Source organism: Demequina litoralis, from assembly GCF_030418455.1.
In the GTDB taxonomy this organism is placed as follows: domain Bacteria; phylum Actinomycetota; class Actinomycetes; order Actinomycetales; family Demequinaceae; genus Demequina; species Demequina litoralis.
In genome coordinates, this window is sequence record NZ_JAUHPW010000005.1 from 175,748 (window position 1) to 201,368 (window position 25,621).

Below are 25,621 nucleotides of genomic sequence, written 5' to 3' on the forward strand. Positions count from 1 at the left end.
CGGTCGCGGGCACGATGCGCGGGCCGAGGGGACGATGCGCGGGCTCCCCCGCCGCGACGAGCACGGGCGCGTCGCCCGAGCCGGCGGCCACTCGCACCGCTCACACGCACCCGCGACGACTCGCACCCCGCGCCCGCACCCGCGGCGACGCGCACCCCCCACACGCACGAGGGGCGCCGCCGCGGATCGCTCCGCGCGCGGCGCCCCTCGTGGACGGCCGGATGAGGCCTACGAGTGCACGATCTGCGTGCCCTTGCGGGACTCGAGCACCTGGTCGACCAGGCCGTACTCCTTGGCCTGCTCGGCCGAGAGGAACGTGTCGCGCTCGATGTCCTCGCGCACCTTCTCCGCGGTCTGGCCGGAGTGGAACGCGAGGGTGTTCTCGAGCCACTCGCGCATGCGGAGCATCTCCTCCGCGTAGATCTCGATGTCCGAGGCCTGCGCGCGGGCGCCGCCCTCGATGCGCGGCTGGTGGATCATCACGCGGGCGTTGGGCAGCGCGAGGCGCTTGCCCGGGGTGCCCGCGGCGAGCAGCACCGCCGCCGCCGAGGCCGCCTGGCCCAGGCACACCGTCTGGATCTCCGGCTTGATGTACTGCATCGTGTCGTAGATCGCGGTGAGCGCGGTCTGCGAGCCGCCGGGCGAGTTGATGTACAGGGTGATGAGGCGGTCCGGGTCCTGCGACTCGAGGACCAGGAGCTGCGCCATCACGTCGTCCGCGGAGGCGTCGTCGATCTGCACGCCGAGGAAGATGATGCGGTCCTCGAAGAGCTTCGCGTACGGGTCCTGGCGCTTGAAGCCGTAGGCCGTGCGCTCCTCGAACTGGGGAAGGATGTAGCGCGACGAGGGGGCGTCCGCCGCCCCGCCGCCGAACGTGCCGGCCGTGCGACCGGCCGCCTGGAACGCGCGCTGGATCTCGCTCACGCCTTGCCTCCCTGGGACTTGTCGCCGGCCTCGGCCGCGTGCTTGATGACCTTGTCGACGAAGCCGTACTCGAGGGCCTCGTCCGCGGTGAACCAGCGGTCGCGGTCGGCGTCCTTGGTGATCTGCTCGATCGTCTTGCCGGTCTGGGCGGCGGTGAGGTCGGCGAGCACCTTCTTCATGTGCATGATGAGCTCCGCGTTGATGCGGATGTCGGTCGCGGTGCCGTAGATGCCGCCCGAGGGCTGGTGCATCATCACGCGGGCGTGGGGCGTCGCGAAGCGCTTGCCCGGCGCGCCGGACGAGAGCAGGAACTGGCCCATCGAGGCCGCCATGCCCATCGCGACCGTCGCGACGTCGGGCTTGATGTACTGCATCGTGTCGTAGATCGCCATGCCCGCGGTGATCGAGCCGCCGGGGCTGTTGATGTACAGGTAGATGTCCTGATCCGGGTCCTCGGCCGCGAGCAGCATCATCTGGGCGCAGATGGCGTTCGCGTTGTCGTCGCGCACCTCGTCGCCCAGCCAGATGATGCGCTCGCGCAGCAGCCGGTTGAAGATCGAGTCGTTGAGCCCCATGCTGGGCCCCTCGCCTCGCGCCGTGATGTCGTTCACGTGTCTCCTCCTGTCGAGCGTCCTGGTCGACAGTAACGCGCGCGACCGACGCGACGATGCCGTTACCCCCCTGGTTTCGCTACGGGGTGAACCGCTACGGTCGGGACGGGCGCGAGGGACGCCCGCGATGAGGGGACACGCATGACCACCAACGACGACCCGTACCTGCACGCCCAGGGCGAGGGGACGATGCGCCCGGTCCAGCCGAGCCCGCCCGCCGAGGAGGGCTGGGTGCCGCAGCCCGAGTCCGAGATGACCGTGGCACCTCCCGCGCCGTTCGCGCAGTCGACCTACACGCAGCCGACGCCGCAGCCGACCCCGACGACGCCGGCTCCCTCCTACTCGTCCCCCGGCTATGCCGCGCCCACCCCGCAGCAGCCGTACTACGGGGGCTCCCCGACGCGCGCGACCAAGACCTGGATGAACGTCACGTCGCTCGTGTGCGCGCTGCTCGTGCCGGTGGTCGGCTCGCTGCTCGCGATCATCTTCGGCCACCTGGGCGTCGCGGCCTCCAAGCGGGGCGACGCCGAGTACAAGGGCATCGGCATCGCCGGCCTCGTCCTCGGCTACCTGGGCCTCGTCGGCGGCATCGTGTCCTTCCTGTACGCGATCTCGATCGTCGCGGACGCCTCGACGGTCACGGTCCAGTAGCGCTACCCCGACGCGGGATCAGGGCCCGATCGGGCGTGCGGACGATGCGCGGGCGCGGGCCCGCTCGCTAGCGTCGGGTGAGAGGCCGCCACCGGGGCGGCGAGGAGGACGCCATGACCTATCCGCCGCAGGACCCGTACGGGCCCGCCCCCGACCAGGGCGGCTTCCAGCCGCAGCAGCCGCCGGCCTACGCGCAGCAGCCCGGCGTCCCCGGCCAGCCGCCGTACGGCGGCCAGGCCCCCGCATCGTCCACCGAGAAGAACTGGATGGGCATCACGTCGCTCATCCTGTCGCTCGTGGGCCTGTTCACGTGGGTCACCGCGATCGCGGGCATCGTGCTGGGCCACCTCAGCCTGAGCGCCGCGCGGCGAGGCGAGGCCGACAACCGGGGCACCGGCCTCGCGGGCCTCATCATCGGCTACGTCGTCACCGTGCTCGGCGTCATCGCGATGATCGTGTTCTTCGTGCTCATCGGCTGGGTCGTGAGCGAGTGCGGCGGCTCGAACCCCGCCGACTGGTGCACCGACACCAACGCGTAGGACTACCAGGCCTTCGCCGCGCTCGCGCGGGCATGCGCGGCTAGCCTGAGAAGTGGTCCCGCACACGCGACCGGAGGAGGGACGATGACCACGCCCGACGAGAACGAGAAGCCGCCGGAGCCCGCCCCGGCGGAGCCCACCGCCTACGAGCCGGCGCCGTCGACCGAGCCGACGCCCGCCGCTCCCGAGCCGACCGCCCAGCCCTCGGCCCCCGCGCAGCCCGCCGCCGCATCGTCCCCGCAGCCGGCGCCGCCGTACCAGCAGCCCGCCCCGCCCTACCAGCAGGCCCCGCCCGCGTACGCGCAGCCCGGGCCCGCGCAGGCGGGCTACCCGCAGCAGCCCCCGCCGCAGCGGCCGCCGGGCCAGAGCGGCGCGAAGACGTGGATGAACATCACGTCGTTCGTCACGAGCATCCTGGGCCTGGGCCTGGTCGGCGTGATCTTCGGCCACCTGGGCGTGTCCGCGTCGAACAAGGGCGAGGCCGACCTCAAGGGCCTCGGCATCGCCGGCCTGATCCTCGGCTACGTGCAGATCGTCATCGGGATCATCCTGCTCATCGCGGTGATCGTCGGGATCGCGAGCTGCGCGTCCGACCCCGAGTGCGTCGACTGGTGGACCAGCATCCAGAACGAGCTCGACAACGCCATGGCGGCCTGACCGCCTGAGACGGCACGAGGCCCCGGCCACCTGGCGGTGACCGGGGCCTCGTCGCGTCTGCGAGGAGCTCGCGGAGGGTTACTCCGCGGCGGCGTCGGCGGCCGCGGCCTCCTCGGCCTTCTCGTCCTCGATCGAGCCGATGACCTCGGAGAGGTCCACCGCGGCGCCCGCGGTGTCGACCACGGTGGCGCGGCGCAGCGCGAAGGCGGTGGCCTTCGAGCGGGCGACCTCGGCGACCATGGCGGGGATCTGGCCGGCCTGCTCCACCTGCTGGATGAAGGTGCCCGGGTCCATGCCGTACTGGCGCGACGAGTTGATGAGGTAGTCGAGGAGCTCGGGCTGCTCGACGTCGATGTCCAGGTCGTCCGCGAGCTGGTCGAGGAGGATCTGGGTGCGGAGGGCCTTGGTGGCCTCCTCGGTGACCTCGGCGCGGTGCTCGTCGTCCTCGAGGCGGTTCTCGTTCTCGAGGTGGTTGTGGACCTCGTTCTCGATGACCTTCTTGGGGAGCTCGAAGTCGGTGGCCTCGGTCAGCTTCTCGAGGAGCTTCTCGCGGGCCTCCATGGCCTGGTTGTTGGTCTTGATGCGGGCGGCCTGCGTCTGCAGGTCCTCCTTGAGCTCGTCGATGGTGTCGAACTCGGAGGCGAGCTGCGCGAAGTCGTCGTCCGCCTCGGGGAGCTCGCGGGTCTTGACGGCGGTCACCTTGACGGTGATCTGCGCGGTCTCACCGGCGTGGTCGCCGGCCGCGAGCGGGCCCTCGAAGGTGGTCTCCTCGTCGGCCGACAGGCCCGTGATGGCCTCGTCGATGCCCTCGAGCATGTTGCCGGCGCCCACCTGGTAGGAGGTGCCCTGCACGGTGTCGATGGTCTCGTCGCCGATGACGGCGGTGAGGTCGATGGTGACGAAGTCGCCCTCGGCGGCGGGGCGGTCGACGCCCACGAGGGTGCCGAAGCGCTCGCGCAGCGCGTCGAGGCGCTCGGCGACGTCCTCGTCAGCCACGGCGACGGGCTCGACCTCGATGGTGAGGTCGGCGGGGGCCGGGAGGGTCACCTCGGGGCGCACCTCGACGACGGCGGTGAACTCGAGGCCCTCGTCACCCTCGACGATGCCGGGGACCTTGGTGACCTCGACCTCGGGCTGGCCGAAGGGACGGATGCCGGTCTCCTTGACCGCGTCGGTGTACCAGCCGGGCAGGCCGTCGTTGACGGCGTGCTCGATGATCGCGCCCTTGCCCACGCGCTGCTCGAGGACCTTCGCGGGCACCTTGCCCTTGCGGAAGCCGGGGATCTGGACCTGCTTGCCCACGTGCTCGTAGGCGTGCTTCATGCTGTCGGCGAGGTCCGCCTCGGTGAGGTTGACCGTGAGCTTGACGGTCGTGGCGTCGATCTTCTCGAGGGCGCTGGTCACTACGTACTCCTGGCGTTGGGTTGTGGGGCCCGCGGAGGCTCCGGTGGCTCCCGCTGTTCGGGCAACCCTGCAATCGTACGCGCCGCACGGGCGCAGGCCAATTCGGGGGACATACCTCGCGATGCGGAAGACATTCGGGACGATGCGGAGAGCCGGGCCCCGTTCCACTTGACGGCGGCCCGTGGCGGGCGTACCCATGGCGCCATGAGGGATGCGCGCGAGGAGGCACTCGCCCAGCTGGTCACCGCCGTCCACCGGATGATCCGGGTGACGGTGGCGACCCACGGCGACCGCACCGCATCGTCCACGCGCCAGCTGCTCGCGACGCTGCACTCCGAGGGCGAGATGTCCATGCGGGAGCTGTCCGCGGCGCTCCGCATCGCCGCACCCGCCCTGGCGCACAGCGTGGCGATGCTCGAGGACCGGGGCCTGCTGACCCGCCGGCTCGACCCGAGCGGCAGCCGCGCGGACATGATCATGCTCACGGACGCCGGCAACGACGAGGCGGAGGCCTGGCACGCCCAGCTGTCCGCGATGATCCTGCCCGGGCTCGCGCACCTGAGCGACGACGACTGGGAGGTCGTCGCCGGCGCGGCCGCGCGCATCGCCTCGTTCGACGGCGGCGCCCTGACCGTGCCGCCGCCGTCCGAGCCGCCGGGGCCGCGTCCGGTCTGAGACGGGCCCCGCTACAGGAACTGCAGCGGGTCGAACTCGGCGATCGGGATGATCCGCACCCGCGGCAGCGTCTCGTTGAACGCGTGCACGTCGTACTCGAGGTCGAAGAACTCGAGGCCCTGCTCCTGCAGCTCGATGAAGCCGCCGTTGCGGAACTCGACGAAGCCGGCGAGTCCCACGCGGCGGCCGTCGAGGAGGTCCTCGACCTGGTCCACGAAGTCGCCGTCGTTGCTCACCAGCACCACGTCCGCGTCGCGCTCGCGCAGCGCCTCCATGGTGCGCTGGATGGCGATGTCGACCACCTTCTCGCCCGCGGAGCCGGACAGCGGCACCGGGCGGAAGCCGATCGCGAGCAGCGCCTGCACGAACGTCATCGGCAGCTCGTTGTTGGCCGCGAGGAAGAACAGGCCCTGGGCCGGCTGACCCCAGCGCTCCTCGGTGTGGCGCAGCACGCGCTCCCAGCGCGGACGCTCCTCGGGACGCGGCCGGCGGCCGAGGATGGACGTGCCGAGCGTGGCGTCGATGTTCTCGCCGTCGACCAGGACGTACGTGACCCGCTTGTCTCTACCCATGCCGCGAGCCTACGCGGGCTTAGCCTGACCGCATGAGCGATCCGCGCATCGTGCCTGCCAACCGGGTCTCCCGCGAGGACCTCGACCTCGTGATGCGCGACGGCGGCGACGCCAGCTCCTGCCGCTGCCAGTGGTTCAAGCTGCCGCAGTCGCAGTGGCAGTCCACCGGCCGCGACGCCCGGGACGATGCGCTGGCCGAGCAGGCGGGATGCGGGCACCCCGACGCGGCGGCGACGTCGGGCCCCGTCGCATACGTGGACGACGAGCCCGCCGGGTGGGTCGCCGTCGAGCCGCGCGTCGCCTACCCGCGACTGCGGACGGCACGGATCCCGTGGACCGGCCGGGACGAGGACCGGGACGATGCGGGGGTGTGGGCCGTCACCTGCTTCGTGGTCCGCCGGGGTTTCCGCGGGCGGGGTCTCGCGAAGTCGCTGGCAGTGGCGGCCGTGGCGCATGCCCAGGCGGGCGGCGCGACGGCGGTCGAGGGCTATCCGCGTGTGGACGGCGGGACCGTGTCCGACCTGTTCGTGGGGTCCGCGTCCGTGTTCGCCGCTGCCGGGATGACCGAGGTGTCCCGGCCCACCCCGCTGCGCGCCGTCATGCGCGTGGAGCTGTGATGCTCGCGGCGGCGATGGTCCTCGCGGGGCTCGCGGCGCTCGTGCACGTGTACATCTTCTGGCTCGAGTCGGTCGTGTGGATGCGGCCGGCGACGCGGCGGGTGTTCAGGATCGCGTCGGAGGACGATGCGCGGACCACCCGGGCGCTCGCCTACAACCAGGGCTTCTACAACCTGTTCCTCGCGGTGGTGACGGTCGTGGGCATCGTGCTGCTCGCGACCGGGTCGACGCCGGCCGGGGCCGCGCTCGTCTACGCAGGCAGCGGGTCGATGGTGGCGGCGGCGCTCGTGCTGGTGTCGGGGTCGCGGGCGTACGCGCGGGCCGCGGCGATCCAGGGGACGCTGCCGCTGCTCGCGGTGGTGGCGCTCACCGCCGCCGTGGTGTGACGCGCAGGGTCGGCTAGGCCTCGGCCTGCTTGGCCTCGAGCCGCTCCTTCGACGCCGCGCGCCACACCTTCACCCCGGCGTCCGCGTTGAGCAGGGCGATCCCCACGCCGACGACGATGTCGGGCCAGCCCGACACCCACGCGAGCGCGATCGCCGCGGACGCGATGATCGCGACGTTGGCCAGCGCATCGTTCCGTGCGGACAGCCACGCCGCGCGGGCGAGCGAGCCGCCCGCGTGGCGGTGGCGCGCGAGGATCGCGGCCGCCGTCAGGTTGGCCGCGAGCGCACCGAGCGCGGTCACGGTCAGCGGGACCGTCTCGGGACGCGTGGGGTCGAGGATCTTCACCACGGCGGTGACGAGCGTGACGAGGGCGGGCACGAGGATCACGATCGCGAGCGCATGACCCACGCGCGAGCGCCGGTGCAGCGGCCACGCGGCGGCGAAGAAGATCAGCAGGTTGAGGATGCCGTCCTCGAGGAAGTCGATCGAGTCCGCCACGAGCGCGACCGAGCCGATGAGCTGCGACACCGTGAACTCGACAACCGCGTAGGCGAGGTTGATGAGGGCGACCGCGAGCACGGCGCGGCGGAGCGGGTCGAGGCGGGCCATGCGCCCAGCGTGTCAGGTGCGGGGCGCGGGCTCCGGAGCGCCGCGCACCAGCAGGCACAGCGCCAGCCCCGCCTCGGCGAGCAGGCTCACGGCGAACGCGGGGTAGCTCAGCTCGGGCTGGTCGGGGACCAGCAGCGCCTGCAGGAACCAGAACGCGACCGCCACCGCGTCGAGCAGCACCAGGTAGCCGAGCGCGCGCGGCACCAGCCTGCTGCGCAGGAGCAGCACGCCGAGCGGGACGAGCCACGTGCTGAAGAACAGCTGCGCGGCCACCACGCCGTTGCCATGCAGGTCGATCGCGACGAGGGTCGCGCCGACGCCGGCCTCCGACCCGAGGCCCACGGTGAGAACGACGAGGCTCGCCGTGTAGACCGCGACGCCGACCGCGTTGAGCACCAGGAACAGCTGCGCCAGGCTCCGGCCGAAGGGCCGCAGCAGCACCTGCAGCGCCCATGCGGCGAGCAGGAACAGCAGCTGCGACACCAGCGCGAAGACCAGGCCGACCCGGAAGCGCATCTCGGCGGTGGCGATGAGGTCGACGAGCGCATCCTCGTTGCTCAGCCCGATGCGCCCGATCTGGTCCGCGAGGAACGAGGCGAGGATGAAGGAGAGGTACAGGGCCCCGGCGGTCCGGGCGATCGCTGACCGGCGCCCGTGAGGCTCGTGCTCGGCAGACATCGCGACCCCCTCGGTCGGCGAGCTTCGACTCCTCCAGTCAAGCACTGCGGAGGTGTGTGCGCGGATGGGCGCCAGCGAGAGGCGCACGGACCCGCGACGCCGGTAGTTGACACGTCAACACATCGCCCCTACATTTACTTCAACCTACAAGCATTCGAAGGACAACTCGATGGACACCGTCTTCCTCATCGCGCGCATCCTGGTCGCGCTCATCTTCCTGCTCTCCGCCGTCGGCCACGTCGCCAACGCGAACGCGATGGCCCAGTACGCCGACTACAAGGGCGCGCCGGGCGGCAAGGCCGGCGTGATCGTGTCCGGCATCGCCATGGGCGTCGGCGGCCTCATGATCCTTCTCGGCATCTGGGGCGAGATCGGCGCGCTGCTCATCGCCGCGACGCTCATCCCGGTCACCTTCTTCATGCACGCGTTCTGGAAGGAGACGGACCCGCAGGCCCGCCAGACCGAGCAGATCTCGTTCAACAAGAACCTGGGCCTCATCGGCGGCGCTCTTGCGCTGTTCCTGCTCTTCGCGAGTCAGGGCGCCGCGATGGGGCTCACCGTCACCGAGCCGCTCCTCACCATCGCCTGAGCTGCGGCCGACGTGCCACGGGGCGGCCCCGACCGGGCCGCCCCGTGGTGCGCGCGAGCGGGTGATCCGCCGCTGTCGGATGGTCGGGGTGACAGGATTTGAACCTGCGACCCTCTGCTCCCAAAGCAGATGCGCTACCAAGCTGCGCTACACCCCGTCCGCGCCGTCGTCGGCGCGATGTTCCTCGCTCGCGCGAGGCTCCGCTACTCTAGTACGCGCCGCGCAGGCGTCAGCGCCGGTCGGCTTCGCGGGTGTAGCTCAATGGTAGAGCCTCAGTCTTCCAAACTGATTGCGCGGGTTCGATTCCCGTCACCCGCTCCATGTGATGTGTCGGGACATCGTTCACAGATGTCTCGGGTCATCGTTCACCACAGGCCCCTCCTTCGGGAGGGGCCTGTGGTGTTTCCTGGGCTGGTAGTCGTGGGTCTCGTCGAGGTGGTGCTCGGCGATGATCGCGCCGGTGGTGCGGTCGGGGCGCACGCGTGTCGGCGGGCGGGCGCGCACTTCGTGTTCGCGTATTTCAGCGCAGGCTTGAACACGATTCGCCGCGGGCAGCTGAACCGCCCCTCCGGCGGGGCTGTTCAAGCGATTCCTGAAACACGCGAGCACGACTTGCACGCGAGCGCGCCTGCCTGGCCCGCGGCGAGGAGCGCGAGCGCGCCGCACAAGGCGGTGCCGCAACTGCAAGGCGCGTGGCGGTGGCGCTGGGCCGTCCCGTGCGAGGCGCTCAGCGCCCGATGGCCAGGACGGGCGCCCAGCACCTCGCAGCGCGCCGGCCGATTCGGCCCACGCCTACAGCGCCGCCCAGGCCTTCCGCCTCACCATCACCCGTTCGAGCGCGTCGAGGAAGCGCGCGACCGCCTCCTCGCCGATGGTGAGCGGCGGCTTGATCTTGAGCACGTTCTTGTGGTCGCCGGTCGGCTGCACGATCACGCCCTCCTCGAGCAGCGCCTCGCAGATCTCGCGAGCGCCGTCCGGGTCGGGCGCGTCCGGCCCACCGGCGACCACCTCGACGCCCAGGTACAGGCCCATCCCGTGGACAGCCCCGAGCCCGGGGAAGTGCTCGCACAGCCCCAGCAGGCCCGCGTGCAGCCGGTCCCCCATCACCCGCGCGTTCTCCTGGAGCCCGTCCTCGTCGAGCACGCGCAGCACCGTCGAACCCACGACGCAGCTCACGGGGCTCCCTCCCGCCGACGAGAAGAACGAGCCCTCGACCGCGAAGGCCTCCGCGATCGCGCGGGTGGTGATCACCGCGCCGAGCGGATGCCCGTTGCCCATGGCCTTCGCGACCGCGATGACGTCCGGCTCCACGCCCTGCTGCTCGAAGCCCCAGAAGTGCGCGCCGAGCCGCCCGTAGCTCACCTGCACCTCGTCCGCCACGACGATGCCTCCCCGCGCGTGCACCGCATCGGCGAGCCCGGCGAGGTAGCCGTCGGGCAGGAGGATGCCGCCACCGTTGCCGAAGATCGGCTCCGCGACGAGGCCCGCCAGCTCGACCCCCGCTCCGTCCAGCTCGGCGAGCCGCACGAGCGCGTCCTCGAGGTAGCGGCCCGCGTCGGCGCCGCGATGACGCCCCCGGTAGGCGTTGGGGGCATCGAGCAGGTGGACCCAGCCCGGGCGCGACTCGAGCGCACCCGGGTTGTCGCCCAGCGAAGTCGAGATCGCATCGGCCCCCACGGTCCAACCGTGGTACGCCTCGGTGAGCGCGAGGATGTCGGTGCGGCCGGTCGCGGCGCGCGCGATCCGGATCGCGAGGTCCACCGCCTCCGAGCCGCTGTTGACGAGCAGCACCGTGTCGAGCCCGTCGGGCGCGCGCGCCGCCAGCTCCTCGGAGAACGCGACCACCGCCTCGTAGTGGAAGCGCGAGTTGGTGTTGAGCAGGCGCAGCTGGCGCGCGACCGCATCGGCGATCCGCGATTCACCGTGGCCCAGGATCGCGACGTTGTTGACCATGTCGAGATAGCCGCGGCCGTCGGTGTCGAGCAGGTGGTGGCGCCAGCCGCGTTCGATGCGCGGCGGCGCGGCGTAGTAGTGCTCCTGGACGCGAGCGAAGGCGTGGTCGCGCGCGTCCAGCAGCGCCTGCGGCGAGCGGGACGATGCGACGTTCGCCGGGACGCGGCCGAGCAGCGGGGCGGGGTCCGGGCACAACGCCTCCCACGCCTCGTCGTGGCCGGGCGCCACGCGCGGCGGCGGTGCGAGGTCGGGCAGCACGGACTGCCAGACGAGCACGACGGCGGTGCCGTCCGGGCCCTCCGCCGCGCGCGCGAGCGCTTCGCCCGCGACCACACGGGTGCCGGCCGTCGCCCGCGGCACCACGCCTCGCACGTGCACGGCGGGCCCGTAGTCGATCCTCACCGTGAGCGCGTCGCCCTCCGCGCTCGTCACGACGCCGCCGTTGGGGCTCACCACCGGGGTGCCCGGTGAGACGGCTATTGCGCGCCCCGCGAGCCGCGAGCGCGGCGTCCCAGGACCCGCCGCCTCGGGCAGCAGGAGGCGCTCGCCGTAGCGCGAGAGCGCGCCCGCGGCCTCCCCGCGCTCCGCCGCGAGCGCGGAGCGCGGGGTGCCGGCCTCGAGCCACGCGCCGGCGTCGTAGGCGGGAGAGGTCACGGACAGGTCCACCTCGGCGGCCTCGGCGAGCCCGGCGATCATCGGCGTGAAGGTGCGTGAGGCGGGTTCGGGCACGCGGCCGAGCGCGTGGCGCACCAGCAGCTCCGCCTCGTCGAGGCCGAGCGACGTGGCGCGCTCGAGCATGCGCGCCTCGAGCGGACGGCGCGCGCGGGCGTAGGCGTTGTCGGGCTGGTCGGCGAGCACGCGCTCGCCCGCGGCGGCGAGGACCACGGCGCGCGCGATCACGAGCGGCCACAGCGCCACGACCTCCTCGTCCGTGAGGGGCGCGATCGCGTCGAAGGCCGCCACGGCATCGAGGGCGTCGCGCACGGCCGGGCCGTCGTGCTGGAGCAGCCCGCATGCGAGGATCGCCGCTTCCCCGACCGCCCACCCGAGGCCCACGTCGCCCAGGTCGATGATCCCCGTCACGGCGCCCTCGGCGTCGACGAGCACGTTGTCCGCGGTCAGGTCGCCGTGCACGGCCTGAACCTGGAGCCGTCCCGTGACGTCCGCGATCCGCGCGCCCGCGGACTCGAGCAGCGCTCCGAGGCGTGCGTGCTCCTCTGCGCCGAGCGCGGCGGCCGCGCCGTCAAGCACCTCGCGCGCACGGCGCAGGTCCCACGCGCCCGACTCAAGGCCGGGATGGTCGAGGCCGGCGAGCGCGGCGGTGACGCCGCCGGCGATGGCGCCCAGCGTGGCGGGCATGCCCTCGGGCAGCCGCGATGCCGCGATCGGCGGCGCGCCGTCGAGGAAGTCGAGTACGCGCGCGTGGCGACCGTCCCCCAGAGGGACGATGCGCGTGCCGGCCCGCGTCGGATGGACGCGGGGCACGGCGGCGACGACCGCGGGGTCGGCGGCGAGGCGCGCGAGAGCGGCGTCCTGCGCCTCGAGGGCTGCGCGGGACACGCCCGCGTGCGACACCTTGAGGAGGCGTCGGCCGCCGTCGGCGAGCGTGAGGAGGACGTTGCGGTCCTCGTTGCTGCCGAGGTCGCGGGCGTCGACCGGGTCGAGGCCCCACTCCCTCGCGGCGAGCTCGCGCAGCGCGGTCAGGTCGGGTGTCGTGCTCATGATGAGCGCATCGTCGCACGCCCGCCCGCGAGTCGCCCGCGACGCGCGCGACGCCGCGGACCGTCCCGCATCGTGCCTAGGCGGAGGCCTTCGTGAGGGTCGCGAGCTCCTCCGCGGTGAGCTCGAGCGTCATGCCGGCCAGCAGCGGTTCGAGCTGCTCGAGCGTGCGGGCCGAGGCGATGGGGGCGACCACGGTGGGCTGGTCGCGGAGCCAGGCGAGGGCGACCGCCGCGACGGGCACGTCGTTGGCCTCGGCCGCGGCGTCGAGCGCGGCGAGGACGCGCCGGCCGCGGTCGTCGAGGTACTCGCCGGCCTGGGCCGCGCGCTGGCTGTCGACCGTGGCGCCGTCGCGGTACTTGCCGGTGAGGAAGCCCTTGGCGAGCGCCCAGTACGGCAGGACGCCGAGGCCGTGGCGCTCCGCGGCGGCGCGCAGCTCGCCCTCGAAGCCGCGCTCCATGAGGTTGTAGTGGGGCTGCAGCGCGACCGGACGGTGGAGGCCTTCGCGATCGGCGATCGAGAACCACTCGTCGATGCGGTCGGCGCTGTAGTTGGAGATGCCGATCTCGCGCACGAGGCCCTCGTCGACGAGCCGCGAGAAGGCGGCGGCCGTCTCCTCGAGCGGGGTCGCCGCGTCGTCGAAGTGCGCGTAGTAGAGGTCGATGCGGTCGGTCTGGAGGCGCGCGAGGCTCGCACGTGCCGCCGCGGCCACGGTGTCTGCCGACAGACCCGGATACTCCGGATGCTGGCTCGCCTTGGTCGCGACGATGACGTCGTCGCGGCGGCCGCGGCTCGCGGCCCACTCGCCGATGACGGTCTCGGACTCGCCGCCGCGGTTGCCCTCGGCCCACGCCGAGTACACGTCCGCGGTGTCGATCATGACGCCGCCGCCCCCGACGAAGGCGTCGAGGATCGCGTAGGAGGCGTCGCGGCCGGCGGTCCAGCCGAAGACGTTCCCGCCGAGCGCCAGCGAGGCGCGGGACAGGTCGAGGGAGCCGAGTGCGGTGGCGGTGATCTCTGCTGTCATGCAGATGTCAACGATTGGGGTCCCGCACGATTCCCGGACCGAGGGCCTAGAACAGCCCGAGGATCACGCCCGCGACCGCGAGCGCCACCGTGTCGTGCGCCGTGTCGATGACCGTTACCGCTGGGCTGCGCACCGCGAAGCCGTTGTGGATGGCGTGGGCGCCCCCGCGGAAGACCAGGCCGATGAGCGCGCCGAGCAGCAGCCCGCCCGCCCAGTCGTCGACCCCGAGCCCGTTCATCAGCATCGCGAGCAGCACGACCCCGAGGATGTTGAACACGATCGTGCCGCCGAAGGCCGCGCCCATGTTGGCGTCCTTCATGAGGTCGTCGGTGACCCCGGCCCGGTCCCGCCACACCTTCCAGAAGCCGGCCGGCGAGTACCACCACCAGCCGATCGCGAAGCTGGCGACGAACGCCACGAGCACCGCGATCCAGTCGATCCCGTCGAACGTGATCCAGTCCATGACCCCTCCCCCGGGTCCACGGGCCGCCGCTGCGGCCCATCACTGCGAGAGTAGCCCCGGGCGCCGACACCGGCCCGCCCGCGCATCGTCCTCGCACCCCGCCCGGCCCACCGCCCACAGCGACCGGCGTACGAGACCGCGCTCGCGCGCATCGTCCCTGGTCCCCGGGCGCGAGGTCGACGGCATACGCCGGTTGCGCGCGGCGTGGCCGGTCGCGCCCGGCGAGGCGGGGCAGAGGCCCGTCAGCCCCCGTCGCGCCCCTCGGCCGCGGCGGCGATGTGGTCGAGATCGTCGGCGAGCGCCTTCTGCGTCGCCTTCATCCCGGCCTTGCCGAACAGGAGCCAGCCGATGCGCTGCGCCGGACCGGGGTCGGGCGTCTCGGCGGAGAAGTCGCAGACGATCCGCGTGCCGCCGTCCGTCTCGCCGAGCGAGTAGACCGTGCGGTACCGCGTGCCGCGCGACTCGGCGTGGATCGCGGTCGAGCGCGGGGCGTCGACCTCGACGACCTCCATCTCCTCGGTCTCCTCGCGGCCCCACATCCTGCGCGTCTCGCGCCAGCGGACGCCCACGTCGTACCCCGAGCCCTCGAGCCTCTCGAGGCTGACGATCGCCGGGATCACCTCGGACGCGTAGTCGAGGTCCGTGATGACGTCCCAGACCCTCTCGACCGCCGCGGCGATCTCCCTCTCGGCACGCACGCTGTGCCCCACCATGTTCGGTCCCCTCTGCCGTTCCGCCCAGGCTAACCCGCGGCGAACCGTCCCCGCCTCAGGAGAAGTGCCTGATGAGGTCGCCGATGTCGGCCTTGAGGCGCACGGTGCCACCCAGGGAGAAGAACGTCGCGATCGCCCGGCGCATCGCGCGCTCCGCGATCGACGGGTTCGCCTGATAGACGTGGAACACGCGCCGCACGAGCGTGCCGTCCTCGGACTCCTCGAGGAACGTGGTGGACGTGAAGACGCCGTCGGGGCCCACCCGCTCCTGGACGAGCCGGTGGTAGGGGTCGGTCGCGATGGTCGTGAGCCGCACCACGACGGGCTCGGTGCCGGCGTCCTTCTCGGTGAACTGCATGACGTGGCCCACCTCGCCGGGGATCCCCTCCTCGGTGACGGCCTGGCTCACCATCGTGAACACCTCGACACGCAGCTCCGGGTCGGTGAGCGCGTGCCAGACGTCCTTCGCGGACGCGGGCACGAGACCCTCCCTCTCGACCGACACATCCAGCGGCCCGGGCATGACGCCTCCTCCTCGGGGCGTTCGGGGCGCGCCCCTGCTCCCACCGTAATAGCAGGAAGGGCGTGCCGCCCGAAGGGTTGCCACCGGCGCGCGCCCGGCGCTAGCCTGACCCCGAAGCCCACGAAAGGTCGGGGAGATGAGCATCGAGCGCCGTGCGATGACCGCACCCGCCTCTGCCCTCCCCTCGTGCGCTGTCGACGACACCTGTGGCCGCTGCTGCGGCTGCTGCTGTCTGTAGAGCGCTGGAAGCGCCTCGCCCGGCCGCCGGCCGAGCCTCGCCCGCACCCAGCGCTCGCCCCGGGCATCGTTCTCGATGCTCCAGCGTTGTGCACCCCGGAACACCTACCTCTCAAGGGAAAAGAGGAAACAAGCCCATGGCACGCATCTACGAGGACGTCACCGCCCTCATCGGCAACACCCCCCTCGTCAAGATCAACCAGCTGACCGAGGGAGTCGACGCCACGGTGCTCGGCAAGCTCGAGTTCTACAACCCCGCGAACTCCGTCAAGGACCGCCTGGGCGTCGCCATCGTCGACGCCGCCGAGGCCGACGGCTCGCTCCAGCCCGGCGGCACGATCGTCGAGGCGACCTCGGGCAACACCGGCATCGCGCTCGCGATGGTCGGCGCGGCCCGCGGCTACAGCGTGGTGCTCACGATGCCCGAGACGATGTCGAAGGAGCGCCGCGCCCTGCTGCGTGCCTTCGGCGCGGAGCTCGTCCTCACGCCCGGCCCCGAGGGCATGCGCGGTGCGGTCGAGGCCGCCAACAAGATCGCCGAGGAGCGTCCCGGCTCGATCCTCGCCCGCCAGTTCGCGAACGAGGCCAACCCCGCGATCCACCGCCGCACCACCGCGGAGGAGATCTGGGCGGACACCGACGGCGAGGTCGACATCGTGATCGCCGGCATCGGCACCGGCGGCACCATCACCGGTGTGGGCGAGGTGCTCAAGGAGCGCAAGCCCGGCATCCAGATCATCGGCGTCGAGCCCGCCGAGTCGCCGATCCTCAACGGCGGCCAGCCCGGCCCGCACAAGATCCAGGGCATCGGCGCGAACTTCGTGCCCGAGATCCTCAACACCGAGATCTACGACGAGATCTTCGACGTCGACGCCGAGACGGCCGTCGCGACGGCACGGGCGGCCGCCCGCAAGGAGGGCCTCCTGGTGGGCATCTCCTCGGGCGCGGCCCTCCACGCCGCCATCGAGGTCGCCAAGCGCCCCGAGAACGCGGGCAAGACCATCGTCGCGATCATCCCCTCGTTCGGCGAGCGCTACCTGTCCTCGGTCCTCTACTCGGACCTCATGGACTAGTCCCGCCCTCCACGCACCACCCCAGCAGTCCCCACCCGGAGGTACCCAGATGGCAGCCGAGATCGGAGCGCTCGCCCGAGCGCTCGAGGACATCCGCACCGCGAGACGGCGCGACCCAGCCGCGCCCGCGTGGTGGGTCATCGCGGGCTCCTACCAGGGCGTCCACGCCGTCTGGTACCACCGGGTGGCGCACTGGCTGTGGAAGCGGAACATGCGCTCGTACGCGCGTCTCGTCTCCCAGTACGCGCGGCGCGCCACGGGCATCGAGATCCACCCCGGGGCCCAGCTGGGGCGCCGCGTCTTCATCGACCACGGCATGGGCGTCGTCATCGGCGAGACCGCCGTGGTGGGCGACGACGTGCTGATGTTCAACGGCATCAACCTGGGCGGCACCACGATGAGCCCGGGCAAGCGCCACCCCACCATCGGCGACCGGGTCGTCATCGGCGCCGGCGCGAAGGTCCTCGGCCCGCTGCGGGTGGGCCCGGACGCCCGCATCGGCGCCAACGCCGTCGTGGTCAAGGACGTGCCGGACGGCGCGACCGCGGTGGGCATCCCTGCCGTCATCCGCAACCACCCCGGACCCACCGAGGCCTCGACCGCCGCATCGGCCGTGGACTCGGGCGACTCGCATCGTCACCCCGACCCCGACGCCCCGCCGGAGCCGGTGCGGGAGCCGGCGATGTACTACATCTGAGCGGTCCCGGAGAGGCCCCTCGCCCGCGGGCGGGGGGCCTCTCCGCGTCCCTAGACTGGACTCATCCCACCTCGAAGGAGACCAGTCGATGAAGACGTTCACCCTGCCCGGCACCGAGATCGCGGCGCCCGCCGTCGTGCTCGGCCTCATGCGCATCGTCGAGAAGTCCGACGACGAGATCCGCACGCTCGTGCAGACGGCCCTCGACGCGGGGATCGACTTCGTCGACCACGCCGACCTCTACGGCCCGCCGTACCACGGCTGCGAGCGCCGCTTCGCGGAGGCGCTGCGGCTGACCCCGTCGGAGCGCGAGAGGCTCACCATCCAGACCAAGTGCGGGATCCGCCACCCCGGGCCGTACTTCGACTTCTCGTACGAGCACATCATGGAGTCCGTCGACGGCTCGCTCGAGGCGCTCGGCACGGACTACCTCGACATCCTGCTGCTGCACCGCCCCGACGCGCTGGTCGAGCCCGACGAGGTCGCGCGCGCGTTCGACGAGCTGCACGCCGCGGGCAAGGTCCGCCACTTCGGCGTCTCGAACCACACGCCGGGCCAGATCGAGCTGCTCCAGCGCAGCGTGCGCCAGAAGCTCGTGGCCAACCAGATCCAGCTGTCCGTCACCCACGCTCCGTCGATCGCGAGCGGCATCGCGATGAACATGGGCGACCTCGACCAGTCGATCGACCGCGACAACGGGATCGTCGACTACTGCCGCCTCAACGACATCACGCTCCAGGCGTGGTCGCCCTTCCAGTCGCGCTTCTTCAACGGCCCGTTCCTGGGCAACCCGCGCTACGAGGAGCTCAACAAGGTGATCGACCGCCTCGCGTGGAAGTACGAGGTGCCGGCCGAGGCGATCGCGGTCGCGTGGCTCACGCGCCACCCGGCGCAGATGCAGGTGGTGCTGGGCACCACGACCCCGTCGCGCGTCGAGGCGGCGGCCAAGGGCGCCGACGTGCACCTCGCGCGCTCCGAGTGGTACGAGATGTTCCGTGCCGCGGGCCACACGGTGCCCTGAGGCGCCGCTCCTCCTGCGTGCACGACGCGAAGGCCCCCTCTCCCGGGAGAGGGGGCCTTCGCGTCGTGCGGGGACGATGCGCGGGCTACGCGGCGAACGAGCGCAGCATCCACGCGGCCTGCTCGTGCACGGCGAGGCGTGCGTTGAACAGGTCCGCGGTGGCGCCGTCGCCGGCGTCCTCGGCGACCTCGACCAGCGGGCGGACGAGCCGCGCGAGGGTCTCGTGGTCGCGGGCGAGGTTCTCGACCATCGTCATCGCGTCGGTGGTGCGCTCGTCGTCAGTGATCGAGGCGTGCTCGAGGAACTCGGCGAACGAGCCCGGTGCGCCCGAGCCGAGGGCCCGCATGCGCTCGGCGAGCACGTCGGCGGCCTCCCACAGCTCCTGGTACTGCTCCTCGAACATGAGGTGGAGCGAGCGGAAGTGCGGACCGGTGACGTTCCAGTGGTAGCCGTGCGTCTTCACGTACAGCGTGAAGGTGTCGGACAGGACCTGCGCGAGCCCCGCGTTGATCGCCTTGAGGTCCTCGACCTTGATGCCGATCTTCGGGCTCGACTCGGTGGTCTTCACGGGCGTGGTGGCAGCCATGCGTCCTCCTCCTGATGGGTCCGCGGCGTCGCAGGATCACGACGCCGTCCTCTGAGGCCAACCGGCCCCGCGTCCCGGGCATTCCCGGACCGGCCTCCGCCCGCACGAGCACCCGTGACCTCCGCACCTGCCGGAATGCGACCCCGCCCTGATACGTTCCGGGGGCATGGAGCACATGCGTCTCGACCACCACCGCCAGGCCGCTGCCGAGCACTGCCCCGCCCCCGTCCTCTCCGACGTGCCGGGCGACGACGAGCTCGCGCTCGCGCTCGCCCGCACCAAGCGCGTGGCCGTGGTCGGCTGCTCACCCAACCCGTCGCGCACCAGCTACCAGATCGCGGTCTGGCTCATGGAGAACACCCCGTACGAGCTGTACCTGGTCAACCCCGCCGCGAACGGTGAGGAGATCCGCGGCCACGGCTTCTACGACTCGCTCGCGGAGCTGCCCGTCGCCGTGGACCTGGTCGACGTCTTCCGCCGCGCGGAGTTCACGCCGGCCATCGCGACCGCCGCCGTCGACGTCCACGCGAAGGCGCTGTGGCTCCAGCTCGGCATCTCGCACCCGGACGCCATGTCCACCGCGCGCGGTGCCGGCATGGTCGCGGTCCAGAACCGCTGCATCAAGGTCGAGTACCGGCGGCTCCAGGACCGGATCGACTCCTTCCGCGCGCTGTAGCGCGCGAGCCGAGGCCGCCCGACCCTGGCGGGCGCCGCGCGACTCGCCGGGCGCGCGACTCGCCGCCGCATCGTCCCGATGCCACCATGACGATATGTCCGTCGCGCCCGGGTATCGCCTGATCTCCGTCGATGATGCCCGCATGGGCGAGATGCTCGAGGTGACGTCCTGGGGCTTCCCCGGAGACCCCGAGCCCGCTGATCTCGCGGAGTGGTCGCGCATGCTGCCGCACGGCCGTGCGCGCGCGATGGAGATCGAGGACCCGCAGCAGGGCGACGTCGGCACCCTCGCGGGGGTGGCCGGCTCGTTCACGTTCCGCATGCGGGTGCCGGGCGGCGACCTCGTGCCCGTCGCGGGCCTCACGGGGGTCTCGGTCCACACCGGTCACCGCCGTCGCGGGCTGCTGCGCGCGCTCATGGCCGACCACCTCGCGGACGCCCGTCGCCGCGGCGAGGTCGCCTCGGCGCTGTACGCCGCGGAGTCCACGATCTACCCCCGCTTCGGCTACGGCCTCGCCGCGCGCCAGGTGGACGTGCGCGTCCCGCGCGGCGCCGCGCTGCGCGACGTGGCGGGCTCCGCCGAGCTCACCGTGAGGGTCGAGCGGCTCGACCGTGAGTCGCACGGCCGCACCCTCACCCTCGTGCAGCGCCGGGTGTCCCGTCCGGGCACCATGACCCTCGACGACGACGTCGCGCTCGAGGCGCGCTTCAGCGATCCGAGCACCGAGCGGCGCGACAGCGAGCGCGCCCGCATCGCGGTCGTCGAGGAGCCGGGTGGCGCGCCGGCCGCCTACGCGATCTTCCGCCGCACCGACAGGTGGACCGACGAGGGCATGCCCGACGGCACCGTCCACGTCACCCAGCTGGCCGCCGCGACCCCCGCATCGGCGCACCGCCTGTGGAGCGTGCTGCTCGACATCGACCTCATGGGCACCGTGACCGCCGCACCGCTCGCGACCGACGACGCGCTGCTGTGGATGCTCGAGGACATGCGCGCCGCGCTGCCGCGGCTGCGCGACAACATCTGGTTGCGCATCGTCGACGTGCCCGCGGCGCTCACCGCCCGCGAGTACCTGTGCCCGGTCGACGCGGTCATCCAGATCGACGACCCCCTGTTCCCCGACAACGCCGGCCCGTGGCGCGTCACGTCCCGCGAGGGCACCGGACACGTCGAGGCGGCGCCCGGCGAGGAGCCCGACGTCGTGCTCTCGGTGCAGGAGCTCGGCGCGGTGTACCTGGGCGGCGTGAGCCTCGAGTCGCTCGCGGGAGCGGGCCTCGTCGAGGAGCGCACGCCGGGTGCGCTGCACGCCCTCGCGGCGGCCTTCGAGTCGACCTCCGCGCCCGTGTCCAACCTGTTCTTCTGACCCGTTCCTCCGAGGCGCGCGCGGGCGCGCAGCCGCCGCCGTGCCAGGGCGCATTCCCCCGCGTGAGCAACCCCACAGGATTAGGCGCGCGTCTCGCATCGTGACACCGTGGAGGGATGAAGAAGGCAGAGGGATACCGACCGATCTCCATCCCGGAGGACCGTCTCGACGAGTTCTTCGACGTGGTCCAGTGGGCGTTCGTCGGCGAGTGGCTGCGCGAGGACCGGCAGGACTACGTGGACGCGCTGCCCGTCGAGCGCGCCCGCGCGCTCGAGGTGACCGATGCACGGCGCGGCCGCGTCGGCGAGGTCGCCGCGGTGCACGCGAGCTTCGGCACGGAGATGGTGGTGCCGGGCGGCCGCACGGTGCCCACCGCCGGCCTGTCGTGGCTGGGCGTGCACCCCGCGCATCGTCGCCGCGGGCTCATGACCCGCATGATCCACGACCACTTCGAACGCTCGCTCGCGCGCGGCGAGGCCGTGTCCGTGCTGTACGCGATGGAGGCGCCCATCTACGCGCGCTTCGGCTACGGCATGGGCTCGCAGACCGTGAAGGCGGAGATCCCGCGCGGCGCGAAGATGTGGGCCGTCGACGGCGCCGACGACCTCACGGTGCGGCTCGAGCGCGCGTCGTTCGACGCGCACGACGCGCTGGTCTCGGGGCTGCAGGCGCGGCTCGACCGCCCCGGCACCGTGATCAACGCGGTCGGCTCGGGGCGCAACGCGCGCTTCACCGACCCGGTAGGCAACCGCCGCGGCATGGAGAAGTGGCGCCTCGCGATCGTCGAGGACGCCGGCGGCCCCGTCGCGTACGCGTTCTTCCGCCGGCACGCGCGCTCGTCCGTGGGCATCCACGACGGTGTGTGCCAGGTGCGCGAGCACGGCTCGATGTCGCCCGCCGCATCGCAGCGGCTGTGGGAGACGCTCACCGACTTCGACCTCGTCGAGACGACGATGACCGAGAACCTCGCGACCGACGATCCGCTGCTGCACCAGCTCAAGGATCCGCGCGGGGTCCGGTCGAAGGTCATCGACAACCTGTGGGTGCGGCTCCTCGACGTGCCGACCGCGCTCGAGGCGCGCGAGTACCTCCACGACTGCGACGTCGCGATCGAGCTCGCCGACAAGCACGTCCCCGGCAACGCCGGCACGTGGCGCGTCCGGGTCTCCGGCGGCGACGCGCGGGTCACCCGGACGGACGATGCGCCGGACCTGTCGATGGACATCCGCCACCTGTCGCAGTGCTACCTGGGCGGCACGTCGCTCGAGGCGCTCGTGCGGGCCGGCCTGGTGCGCGAGCACACGCCCGGTCAGGCGCGCGAGCTCGCGATCGCGATGATGTCCCCGGTGGCGCCGCTGGCGAACTGGGACTTCTAGCGCACACGGCTCAATTCCCAATGACACCTGTGACGCGTGTGACGCGGTGCGTCGGCCGGATGACGGCGCGGCGTCAGGTCAGCGCTGCGCCTCGAAGTCCTTCATGAGGTCGATGCGGCGCTGGTGACGCTCGTCGCCCGAGAAGGGCTCGGCGATGAAGGCGTCCGCGATCGCGGTGGCGTCCTCGAGCGAGTGCATGCGGGCGCCGATCGAGCCGACCTGCGCATCGTTGTGCTGGCGCGCGAGCTTCGCGGTCTCGACGGACCAGATGAGCGCGGCGCGGATGCCGGTGACGCGGTTCGCGGCGAGCTGCTCGCCGTTGCCCGAGCCGCCGATGACGATGCCCAGGTCGGCGCCGTCGCTCGCGGCCACGGCCTCGGCGGCGGCGATGCACATGGGCGGGTAGTCGTCGAGCGCGTCGTACTCGTACGCGCCGTGGTCGACGACATCGTGGCCGGCCCCGGAGAGGTGGGCGATGAGGTGCTGCTTGAGCTCGAAGCCCGCGTGGTCCGCGGCGATGTGGATGCGCATGGCGCCCATTCTGCCAGCGCTCGCGACGTCGACTGCCAATGACAAGGGTGAGGGACGATGCGCGAGGGACGGGTGAGGCTGATGGTGCGGGTCCCGCGAGTCACACTGGTCACTCTTGTCATTGGGAATCGCCCGACCGCGGGCTCGCCGTGAGCGAAACCGCCCGGTCCCGCGCATCGTCCGCCCCTAGGGTGAGAGGCATGACGCTCCACTCCGGCATCGACCAGTCCGAGTTCTCCCCGACCGTCCGCGCGCAGGACGACTTCTTCCGGTACGTCTCCGGGCCGTGGGAGGCGACGCACGTGATCCCGGGCGACCGCTCCGCTGACGGCTCGTTCTACACGCTGCGCGACGAGGCGGAGAAGCAGGTCCGCGTCATCATCGAGGAGGCGTCGCGCGACAGCCAGATCGGCGCGCTGTACGCGTCCTTCATGGACGTCGACCGGGTCAACTCGCTCGGCGTGAGCCCGCTCGAGGCGGACCTCGCGAAGGTCGAGGCCGCGACCGACCACGACGAGCTCGCCCGCGCGATGGGCGAGCTGCAGCGCGACGGCGTCTCCGGCGCCGCGGGCTACTACGTCTTCGCGGACCGCCTCGACCCCGACCGCAACGTCGTCTACCTGGGCCAGTCCGGCATCGGCCTGCCCGACGAGGCGTACTACCGCGACGAGGCGCACGCCGCCGCGCTCGAGAAGTACGTCGCGCACGTCGACCGCATGGCCGGGCTCACGGGCCTCGCGTTCGACTCGTCGACCGTCGTGGGCCTCGAGACCGCGATCGCGCGCGAGCACTGGGACGTGGTGAAGACCCGCGAGGCGGAGCTCACCCACAACCCCACGACGCTCGCGCAGCTCGACGTCGATGCGGCCGGGTTCAAGTGGGCCATCTGGGCGGAGGCGATCCGCATGCCCGCCACCGCGCACGAGCTGCTCGTGGTCGGCGAGCCCAGCTACTTCACCGCCTTCGCGAAGATCTGGGCCGAGACGGACCTCGACACGTGGAAGGCGTACCTGCGCTGGCGCATCGTCAACTCGCGCGCCGCGTACCTCACCGAGGACCTCTCGAAGGCGAACTTCGACTTCTACGGCACGGTGCTCAGCGGCGCGACCGAGCAGCGCGAGCGCTGGAAGCGCGCGGTGGGCCTGGTCGAGGGCGTCGCGGGCGAGCTCGTGGGCCAGGAGTACGTGGCGCGCCACTTCCCGCCCCACTACAAGGAGCAGATGGACGCGCTCGTCGCGAACCTCATCGAGGCGTACCGCGTGTCGATCGAGGATCTCGACTGGATGACGCCGGCGACCAAGGACAAGGCGCTCGAGAAGCTGCGCCAGTTCACCCCGAAGATCGGCTACCCCGACAAGTGGCGCGACTACACGGGCCTCGAGGTGTCGCCCGAGGACCTCGTGGGCAACGTGCGCGCCGCGAGCGCGTTCGAGGAGGACTGGGAGTGGGCGAAGATCGGCAAGCCGGTCGACCGCTCCGAGTGGCTCATGACCCCGCAGACGGTCAACGCCTACTACCTGCCGGTCGCGAACGAGATCGTGTTCCCGGCCGCGATCCTGCAGCCGCCGTTCTTCCACCCCGACGCGGACGACGCCGTCAACTACGGCGGCATCGGCTCCGTGATCGGCCACGAGATCGGCCACGGCTTCGACGACCAGGGCTCGAAGTACTCGGGCACCGGCGCGCTCGAGGACTGGTGGACCGAGGACGACCGCGCCGCCTTCATGGAGCGCGCCAAGACCCTCATCGAGCAGTACAACGGCTACTCGCCGAAGCAGCTCGAGGGCTCGCACCACGTCAACGGCGCGCTCACGGTCGGCGAGAACATCGGCGACCTCGCGGGCGTCGAGATCTCCCTCAAGGCCTACGAGATCGCGCTGGGCCACCCCATCGATGAGGCGCCCGAGGTCGACGGCCTCACCGCGGTGCAGCGATTCTTCATCGGCTACGCGCTCACCGAGCGCATGAAGGTCCGCTCGGAGGCGCTCGTGACGCGCCTCGCGACGGACCCGCACTCCCCCAGCGAGTTCCGCGTCAACGGCATCGTGCGCAACATGGACGCCTGGTACGAGGCGTTCGGCGTGGGCGCCGAGGACGAGCTGTGGCTCGCCCCCGAGGAGCGCGTCTCCATCTGGTGACCTGGGGAGGGACGATGCGGCGGTCGTCGGGCGTCGTCGCGGCGCTCGCCGGGTTGCTGGGCCTGGCGGGCCTGCTGACCGGCTGCTCCGGCGGCGACGCTCCCGCCGTGCCTGACCGGACCGCCGCCTCCCCGACCGCGACCGCCGCCTCACCCTCGTCCCCCGCGCCGGCCACCCTCCCGGACCCCTGCACGCTCGTGTCCGCCGCCGACCTCGAGCAGGTGTCGGGCGTGCCGTTCGGCGAGGGCATGCTCGCCGAGGACATCGCCACCGCGACCGAGGCGTCCTGCGTGTGGGAGGCCGTCGACGGCCCGCTCCCCATCGTGCAGGTGCTCGTGGTCGCCGCTCCCGACCAGGCGGCGGCGCGGAGGGAGTCGACCGAGGAGTGGATGGGCACGGCGACCGACGTCGAGGTCGCGGGAGCGACGGACGCGTATGCCGCGGGCGCCGGCACCATCCTCGGGATGCAGGTGGGCGACGTCTTCGTCGAGGTGTCCTACATGAGCGGCGAGGACGACGTCACCGCCATCGGCACCGCGATCGCGGAGGTCGTGGCCGGGAGCCTCTGACCCGCCCGTCCTCCCCTCCCGAACCGGCGTACAGGACGCGCCT

Annotated in this window: 28 protein-coding genes and 2 tRNA genes; 16 read left to right on the forward strand and 14 right to left on the reverse strand. The window is 72.2% G+C overall.

Annotated elements, in window-relative coordinates; translation table 11 throughout:
* Positions 1–228: 228 nt before the first annotated feature.
* Positions 229–924, reverse strand: a complete 696-nt coding sequence (locus QQX09_RS08285; RefSeq protein ID WP_436969057.1) for an ATP-dependent Clp protease proteolytic subunit — start codon at positions 922–924, stop codon at positions 229–231.
* Complete coding sequence (locus QQX09_RS08290; RefSeq protein ID WP_062299720.1) at positions 921–1,499, reverse strand: ATP-dependent Clp protease proteolytic subunit; 579 nt, start codon at positions 1,497–1,499, stop codon at positions 921–923. Before QQX09_RS08290 ends, QQX09_RS08285 begins: the two co-directional genes overlap by 4 nt.
* Positions 1,500–1,676: 177 nt before the next feature.
* On the opposite strand from QQX09_RS08290, the gene QQX09_RS08295 reads away from it, so the two are divergent.
* From QQX09_RS08295 to QQX09_RS08305, 3 genes are all read left to right on the forward strand, one after another.
* Positions 1,677–2,186 carry a DUF4190 domain-containing protein gene (locus QQX09_RS08295; RefSeq protein WP_301133347.1) on the forward strand — a complete coding sequence of 170 codons (510 nt, stop codon included), beginning with the start codon at positions 1,677–1,679 and terminating at the stop codon, positions 2,184–2,186.
* Between the two features lie 113 nt (positions 2,187–2,299).
* Positions 2,300–2,725 (forward strand): DUF4190 domain-containing protein, encoded by a 426-nt coding sequence (locus tag QQX09_RS08300; RefSeq protein ID WP_301133349.1) that lies wholly within the window; start codon positions 2,300–2,302, stop codon positions 2,723–2,725.
* An 84-nt stretch (positions 2,726–2,809) separates the two neighbouring features.
* Complete coding sequence (locus QQX09_RS08305) at positions 2,810–3,382, forward strand: DUF4190 domain-containing protein (RefSeq protein WP_301133351.1); 573 nt, start codon at positions 2,810–2,812, stop codon at positions 3,380–3,382.
* Between the two features lie 78 nt (positions 3,383–3,460).
* Here QQX09_RS08305 and tig read toward each other — a convergent pair whose 3' ends face one another.
* Entirely contained in the window at positions 3,461–4,786 is a 1,326-nt protein-coding gene (tig, locus tag QQX09_RS08310) for a trigger factor (RefSeq protein ID WP_301133353.1), read from the reverse strand.
* A 204-nt stretch (positions 4,787–4,990) separates the two neighbouring features.
* Here tig and QQX09_RS08315 point away from each other — a divergent pair, with 204 nt between their 5' ends.
* Positions 4,991–5,461: a MarR family winged helix-turn-helix transcriptional regulator gene (locus QQX09_RS08315; protein ID WP_301133355.1), complete on the forward strand. Its 471-nt coding sequence runs from the start codon at positions 4,991–4,993 to the stop codon at positions 5,459–5,461.
* 11 nt (positions 5,462–5,472) lie between these two features.
* Here the strand turns inward: QQX09_RS08315 and QQX09_RS08320 are convergent, their stop codons facing one another.
* Positions 5,473–6,033, reverse strand: a complete 561-nt coding sequence (locus QQX09_RS08320; RefSeq protein WP_301133361.1) for an NYN domain-containing protein — start codon at positions 6,031–6,033, stop codon at positions 5,473–5,475.
* 32 nt (positions 6,034–6,065) lie between these two features.
* Between QQX09_RS08320 and QQX09_RS08325 the strand changes: the two genes are divergently transcribed.
* Together QQX09_RS08325 and QQX09_RS08330 are read left to right on the forward strand one after the other, a co-directional pair.
* A complete protein-coding gene (locus QQX09_RS08325) occupies positions 6,066–6,650 on the forward strand; it encodes a GNAT family N-acetyltransferase (protein WP_301133363.1) in 585 nt (194 codons plus the stop codon).
* Positions 6,650–7,036 carry a DUF1304 domain-containing protein gene (locus tag QQX09_RS08330; RefSeq protein WP_301133365.1) on the forward strand — a complete coding sequence of 129 codons (387 nt, stop codon included), beginning with the start codon at positions 6,650–6,652 and terminating at the stop codon, positions 7,034–7,036. Before QQX09_RS08325 ends, QQX09_RS08330 begins: the two co-directional genes overlap by 1 nt.
* Positions 7,037–7,049: 13 nt before the next feature.
* On the opposite strand, the gene QQX09_RS08335 is transcribed toward QQX09_RS08330, so the two are convergent.
* Entirely contained in the window at positions 7,050–7,646 is a 597-nt protein-coding gene (locus QQX09_RS08335; protein ID WP_301133368.1) for a cation efflux transmembrane domain-containing protein, read from the reverse strand.
* A 12-nt stretch (positions 7,647–7,658) separates the two neighbouring features.
* Positions 7,659–8,324 carry a DUF4386 domain-containing protein gene (locus QQX09_RS08340; RefSeq protein WP_301133370.1) on the reverse strand — a complete coding sequence of 222 codons (666 nt, stop codon included), beginning with the start codon at positions 8,322–8,324 and terminating at the stop codon, positions 7,659–7,661.
* Between the two features lie 169 nt (positions 8,325–8,493).
* On the opposite strand from QQX09_RS08340, the gene QQX09_RS08345 reads away from it, so the two are divergent.
* Entirely contained in the window at positions 8,494–8,913 is a 420-nt protein-coding gene (locus QQX09_RS08345; RefSeq protein ID WP_301133377.1) for a DoxX family protein, read from the forward strand.
* A gap of 80 nt (positions 8,914–8,993) precedes the next feature.
* Here the strand turns inward: QQX09_RS08345 and QQX09_RS08350 are convergent.
* Positions 8,994–9,070, reverse strand: a tRNA-Pro gene (locus QQX09_RS08350).
* Between the two features lie 90 nt (positions 9,071–9,160).
* Between QQX09_RS08350 and QQX09_RS08355 the strand changes: the two genes are divergently transcribed.
* Positions 9,161–9,234, forward strand: a tRNA-Gly gene (locus QQX09_RS08355).
* A gap of 471 nt (positions 9,235–9,705) precedes the next feature.
* Here QQX09_RS08355 and QQX09_RS08360 read toward each other — a convergent pair.
* From QQX09_RS08360 to QQX09_RS08380, 5 genes are all read right to left on the reverse strand, one after another.
* Positions 9,706–12,588: an aminotransferase gene (locus QQX09_RS08360; RefSeq protein WP_301133379.1), complete on the reverse strand. Its 2,883-nt coding sequence runs from the start codon at positions 12,586–12,588 to the stop codon at positions 9,706–9,708.
* Between the two features lie 76 nt (positions 12,589–12,664).
* Positions 12,665–13,612, reverse strand: coding sequence for an aldo/keto reductase (locus QQX09_RS08365; protein WP_301133385.1), 948 nt, complete (start codon positions 13,610–13,612; stop codon positions 12,665–12,667).
* A gap of 46 nt (positions 13,613–13,658) precedes the next feature.
* Complete coding sequence (locus tag QQX09_RS08370) at positions 13,659–14,075, reverse strand: DUF1761 domain-containing protein (protein ID WP_301133387.1); 417 nt, start codon at positions 14,073–14,075, stop codon at positions 13,659–13,661.
* Positions 14,076–14,317: 242 nt separating this feature from the next.
* Positions 14,318–14,788 (reverse strand): SRPBCC family protein, encoded by a 471-nt coding sequence (locus QQX09_RS08375; protein WP_301133389.1) that lies wholly within the window; start codon positions 14,786–14,788, stop codon positions 14,318–14,320.
* 55 nt (positions 14,789–14,843) lie between these two features.
* Positions 14,844–15,311, reverse strand: coding sequence for an SRPBCC family protein (locus tag QQX09_RS08380; RefSeq protein WP_301133391.1), 468 nt, complete (start codon positions 15,309–15,311; stop codon positions 14,844–14,846).
* A gap of 374 nt (positions 15,312–15,685) precedes the next feature.
* Between QQX09_RS08380 and cysK the strand changes: the two genes are divergently transcribed.
* The 3 genes from cysK (at position 15,686) to QQX09_RS08395 (ending at position 18,339) form a co-directional block, all read left to right on the forward strand.
* Positions 15,686–16,621 carry a cysteine synthase A gene (cysK, locus tag QQX09_RS08385; RefSeq protein ID WP_301133393.1) on the forward strand — a complete coding sequence of 312 codons (936 nt, stop codon included), beginning with the start codon at positions 15,686–15,688 and terminating at the stop codon, positions 16,619–16,621.
* A gap of 49 nt (positions 16,622–16,670) precedes the next feature.
* Entirely contained in the window at positions 16,671–17,318 is a 648-nt protein-coding gene (cysE, locus tag QQX09_RS08390) for a serine O-acetyltransferase (protein ID WP_301133395.1), read from the forward strand.
* Positions 17,319–17,406: 88 nt separating this feature from the next.
* Positions 17,407–18,339, forward strand: a complete 933-nt coding sequence (locus QQX09_RS08395) for an aldo/keto reductase (protein ID WP_301133397.1) — start codon at positions 17,407–17,409, stop codon at positions 18,337–18,339.
* A gap of 85 nt (positions 18,340–18,424) precedes the next feature.
* Here QQX09_RS08395 and QQX09_RS08400 read toward each other — a convergent pair whose 3' ends face one another.
* Positions 18,425–18,925 carry a Dps family protein gene (locus QQX09_RS08400; RefSeq protein WP_301133400.1) on the reverse strand — a complete coding sequence of 167 codons (501 nt, stop codon included), beginning with the start codon at positions 18,923–18,925 and terminating at the stop codon, positions 18,425–18,427.
* A gap of 166 nt (positions 18,926–19,091) precedes the next feature.
* Here QQX09_RS08400 and QQX09_RS08405 point away from each other — a divergent pair, with 166 nt between their 5' ends.
* The 3 genes from QQX09_RS08405 (at position 19,092) to QQX09_RS08415 (ending at position 22,340) form a co-directional block, all read left to right on the forward strand.
* The gene (locus QQX09_RS08405; RefSeq protein WP_301133403.1) at positions 19,092–19,601 is read left to right on the forward strand and encodes a CoA-binding protein; all 510 of its coding nucleotides are present in this window, start codon (positions 19,092–19,094) and stop codon (positions 19,599–19,601) included.
* A gap of 94 nt (positions 19,602–19,695) precedes the next feature.
* On the forward strand, positions 19,696–20,964 hold the full coding sequence (locus QQX09_RS08410; protein WP_301133405.1) for a GNAT family N-acetyltransferase: 1,269 nt from the start codon (positions 19,696–19,698) through the stop codon (positions 20,962–20,964).
* A gap of 116 nt (positions 20,965–21,080) precedes the next feature.
* Positions 21,081–22,340, forward strand: coding sequence for a GNAT family N-acetyltransferase (locus QQX09_RS08415; RefSeq protein WP_301133408.1), 1,260 nt, complete (start codon positions 21,081–21,083; stop codon positions 22,338–22,340).
* 78 nt (positions 22,341–22,418) lie between these two features.
* Here QQX09_RS08415 and QQX09_RS08420 read toward each other — a convergent pair whose 3' ends face one another.
* A complete protein-coding gene (locus tag QQX09_RS08420; RefSeq protein WP_301133410.1) occupies positions 22,419–22,871 on the reverse strand; it encodes a ribose-5-phosphate isomerase in 453 nt (150 codons plus the stop codon).
* A 200-nt stretch (positions 22,872–23,071) separates the two neighbouring features.
* Here QQX09_RS08420 and QQX09_RS08425 point away from each other — a divergent pair, with 200 nt between their 5' ends.
* Positions 23,072–25,009, forward strand: a complete 1,938-nt coding sequence (locus QQX09_RS08425; RefSeq protein WP_301133412.1) for a M13 family metallopeptidase — start codon at positions 23,072–23,074, stop codon at positions 25,007–25,009.
* Complete coding sequence (locus tag QQX09_RS08430; protein WP_301133413.1) at positions 25,006–25,578, forward strand: DUF3558 family protein; 573 nt, start codon at positions 25,006–25,008, stop codon at positions 25,576–25,578. The genes QQX09_RS08425 and QQX09_RS08430 overlap by 4 nt, the downstream gene beginning before the upstream one ends.
* Positions 25,579–25,621 lie beyond the last annotated feature (43 nt).

What these genes read in the sequence shown, in the direction of transcription:
- QQX09_RS08330 (WP_301133365.1), top strand. Translation starts at nt 6,650, where the DNA reads ATGCTCGCGGCGGCGATGGTCCTCGCGGGGCTCGCGGCGCTCGTGCAC.
- QQX09_RS08325 (WP_301133363.1), top strand. Translation starts at nt 6,066, where the DNA reads ATGAGCGATCCGCGCATCGTGCCTGCCAACCGGGTCTCCCGCGAGGAC.
- QQX09_RS08315 (WP_301133355.1), top strand. Translation starts at nt 4,991, where the DNA reads ATGAGGGATGCGCGCGAGGAGGCACTCGCCCAGCTGGTCACCGCCGTC.
- QQX09_RS08415 (WP_301133408.1), top strand. Translation starts at nt 21,081, where the DNA reads ATGAAGAAGGCAGAGGGATACCGACCGATCTCCATCCCGGAGGACCGT.
- QQX09_RS08380 (WP_301133391.1), bottom strand. Translation starts at nt 15,311, where the DNA reads ATGCCCGGGCCGCTGGATGTGTCGGTCGAGAGGGAGGGTCTCGTGCCC.
- QQX09_RS08320 (WP_301133361.1), bottom strand. Translation starts at nt 6,033, where the DNA reads ATGGGTAGAGACAAGCGGGTCACGTACGTCCTGGTCGACGGCGAGAAC.
- cysK (WP_301133393.1), top strand. Translation starts at nt 15,686, where the DNA reads ATGGCACGCATCTACGAGGACGTCACCGCCCTCATCGGCAACACCCCC.
- QQX09_RS08305 (WP_301133351.1), top strand. Translation starts at nt 2,810, where the DNA reads ATGACCACGCCCGACGAGAACGAGAAGCCGCCGGAGCCCGCCCCGGCG.
- QQX09_RS08335 (WP_301133368.1), bottom strand. Translation starts at nt 7,646, where the DNA reads ATGGCCCGCCTCGACCCGCTCCGCCGCGCCGTGCTCGCGGTCGCCCTC.
- QQX09_RS08375 (WP_301133389.1), bottom strand. Translation starts at nt 14,788, where the DNA reads ATGGTGGGGCACAGCGTGCGTGCCGAGAGGGAGATCGCCGCGGCGGTC.
- QQX09_RS08365 (WP_301133385.1), bottom strand. Translation starts at nt 13,612, where the DNA reads ATGACAGCAGAGATCACCGCCACCGCACTCGGCTCCCTCGACCTGTCC.
- QQX09_RS08300 (WP_301133349.1), top strand. Translation starts at nt 2,300, where the DNA reads ATGACCTATCCGCCGCAGGACCCGTACGGGCCCGCCCCCGACCAGGGC.
- QQX09_RS08360 (WP_301133379.1), bottom strand. Translation starts at nt 12,588, where the DNA reads ATGAGCACGACACCCGACCTGACCGCGCTGCGCGAGCTCGCCGCGAGG.
- QQX09_RS08420 (WP_301133410.1), bottom strand. Translation starts at nt 22,871, where the DNA reads ATGCGCATCCACATCGCCGCGGACCACGCGGGCTTCGAGCTCAAGCAG.
- QQX09_RS08295 (WP_301133347.1), top strand. Translation starts at nt 1,677, where the DNA reads ATGACCACCAACGACGACCCGTACCTGCACGCCCAGGGCGAGGGGACG.
- QQX09_RS08395 (WP_301133397.1), top strand. Translation starts at nt 17,407, where the DNA reads ATGAAGACGTTCACCCTGCCCGGCACCGAGATCGCGGCGCCCGCCGTC.
- QQX09_RS08405 (WP_301133403.1), top strand. Translation starts at nt 19,092, where the DNA reads ATGGAGCACATGCGTCTCGACCACCACCGCCAGGCCGCTGCCGAGCAC.
- QQX09_RS08425 (WP_301133412.1), top strand. Translation starts at nt 23,072, where the DNA reads ATGACGCTCCACTCCGGCATCGACCAGTCCGAGTTCTCCCCGACCGTC.
- QQX09_RS08370 (WP_301133387.1), bottom strand. Translation starts at nt 14,075, where the DNA reads ATGGACTGGATCACGTTCGACGGGATCGACTGGATCGCGGTGCTCGTG.
- QQX09_RS08290 (WP_062299720.1), bottom strand. Translation starts at nt 1,499, where the DNA reads ATGGGGCTCAACGACTCGATCTTCAACCGGCTGCTGCGCGAGCGCATC.
- QQX09_RS08410 (WP_301133405.1), top strand. Translation starts at nt 19,696, where the DNA reads ATGTCCGTCGCGCCCGGGTATCGCCTGATCTCCGTCGATGATGCCCGC.
- cysE (WP_301133395.1), top strand. Translation starts at nt 16,671, where the DNA reads ATGGCAGCCGAGATCGGAGCGCTCGCCCGAGCGCTCGAGGACATCCGC.
- QQX09_RS08400 (WP_301133400.1), bottom strand. Translation starts at nt 18,925, where the DNA reads ATGGCTGCCACCACGCCCGTGAAGACCACCGAGTCGAGCCCGAAGATC.
- QQX09_RS08345 (WP_301133377.1), top strand. Translation starts at nt 8,494, where the DNA reads ATGGACACCGTCTTCCTCATCGCGCGCATCCTGGTCGCGCTCATCTTC.
- QQX09_RS08340 (WP_301133370.1), bottom strand. Translation starts at nt 8,324, where the DNA reads ATGTCTGCCGAGCACGAGCCTCACGGGCGCCGGTCAGCGATCGCCCGG.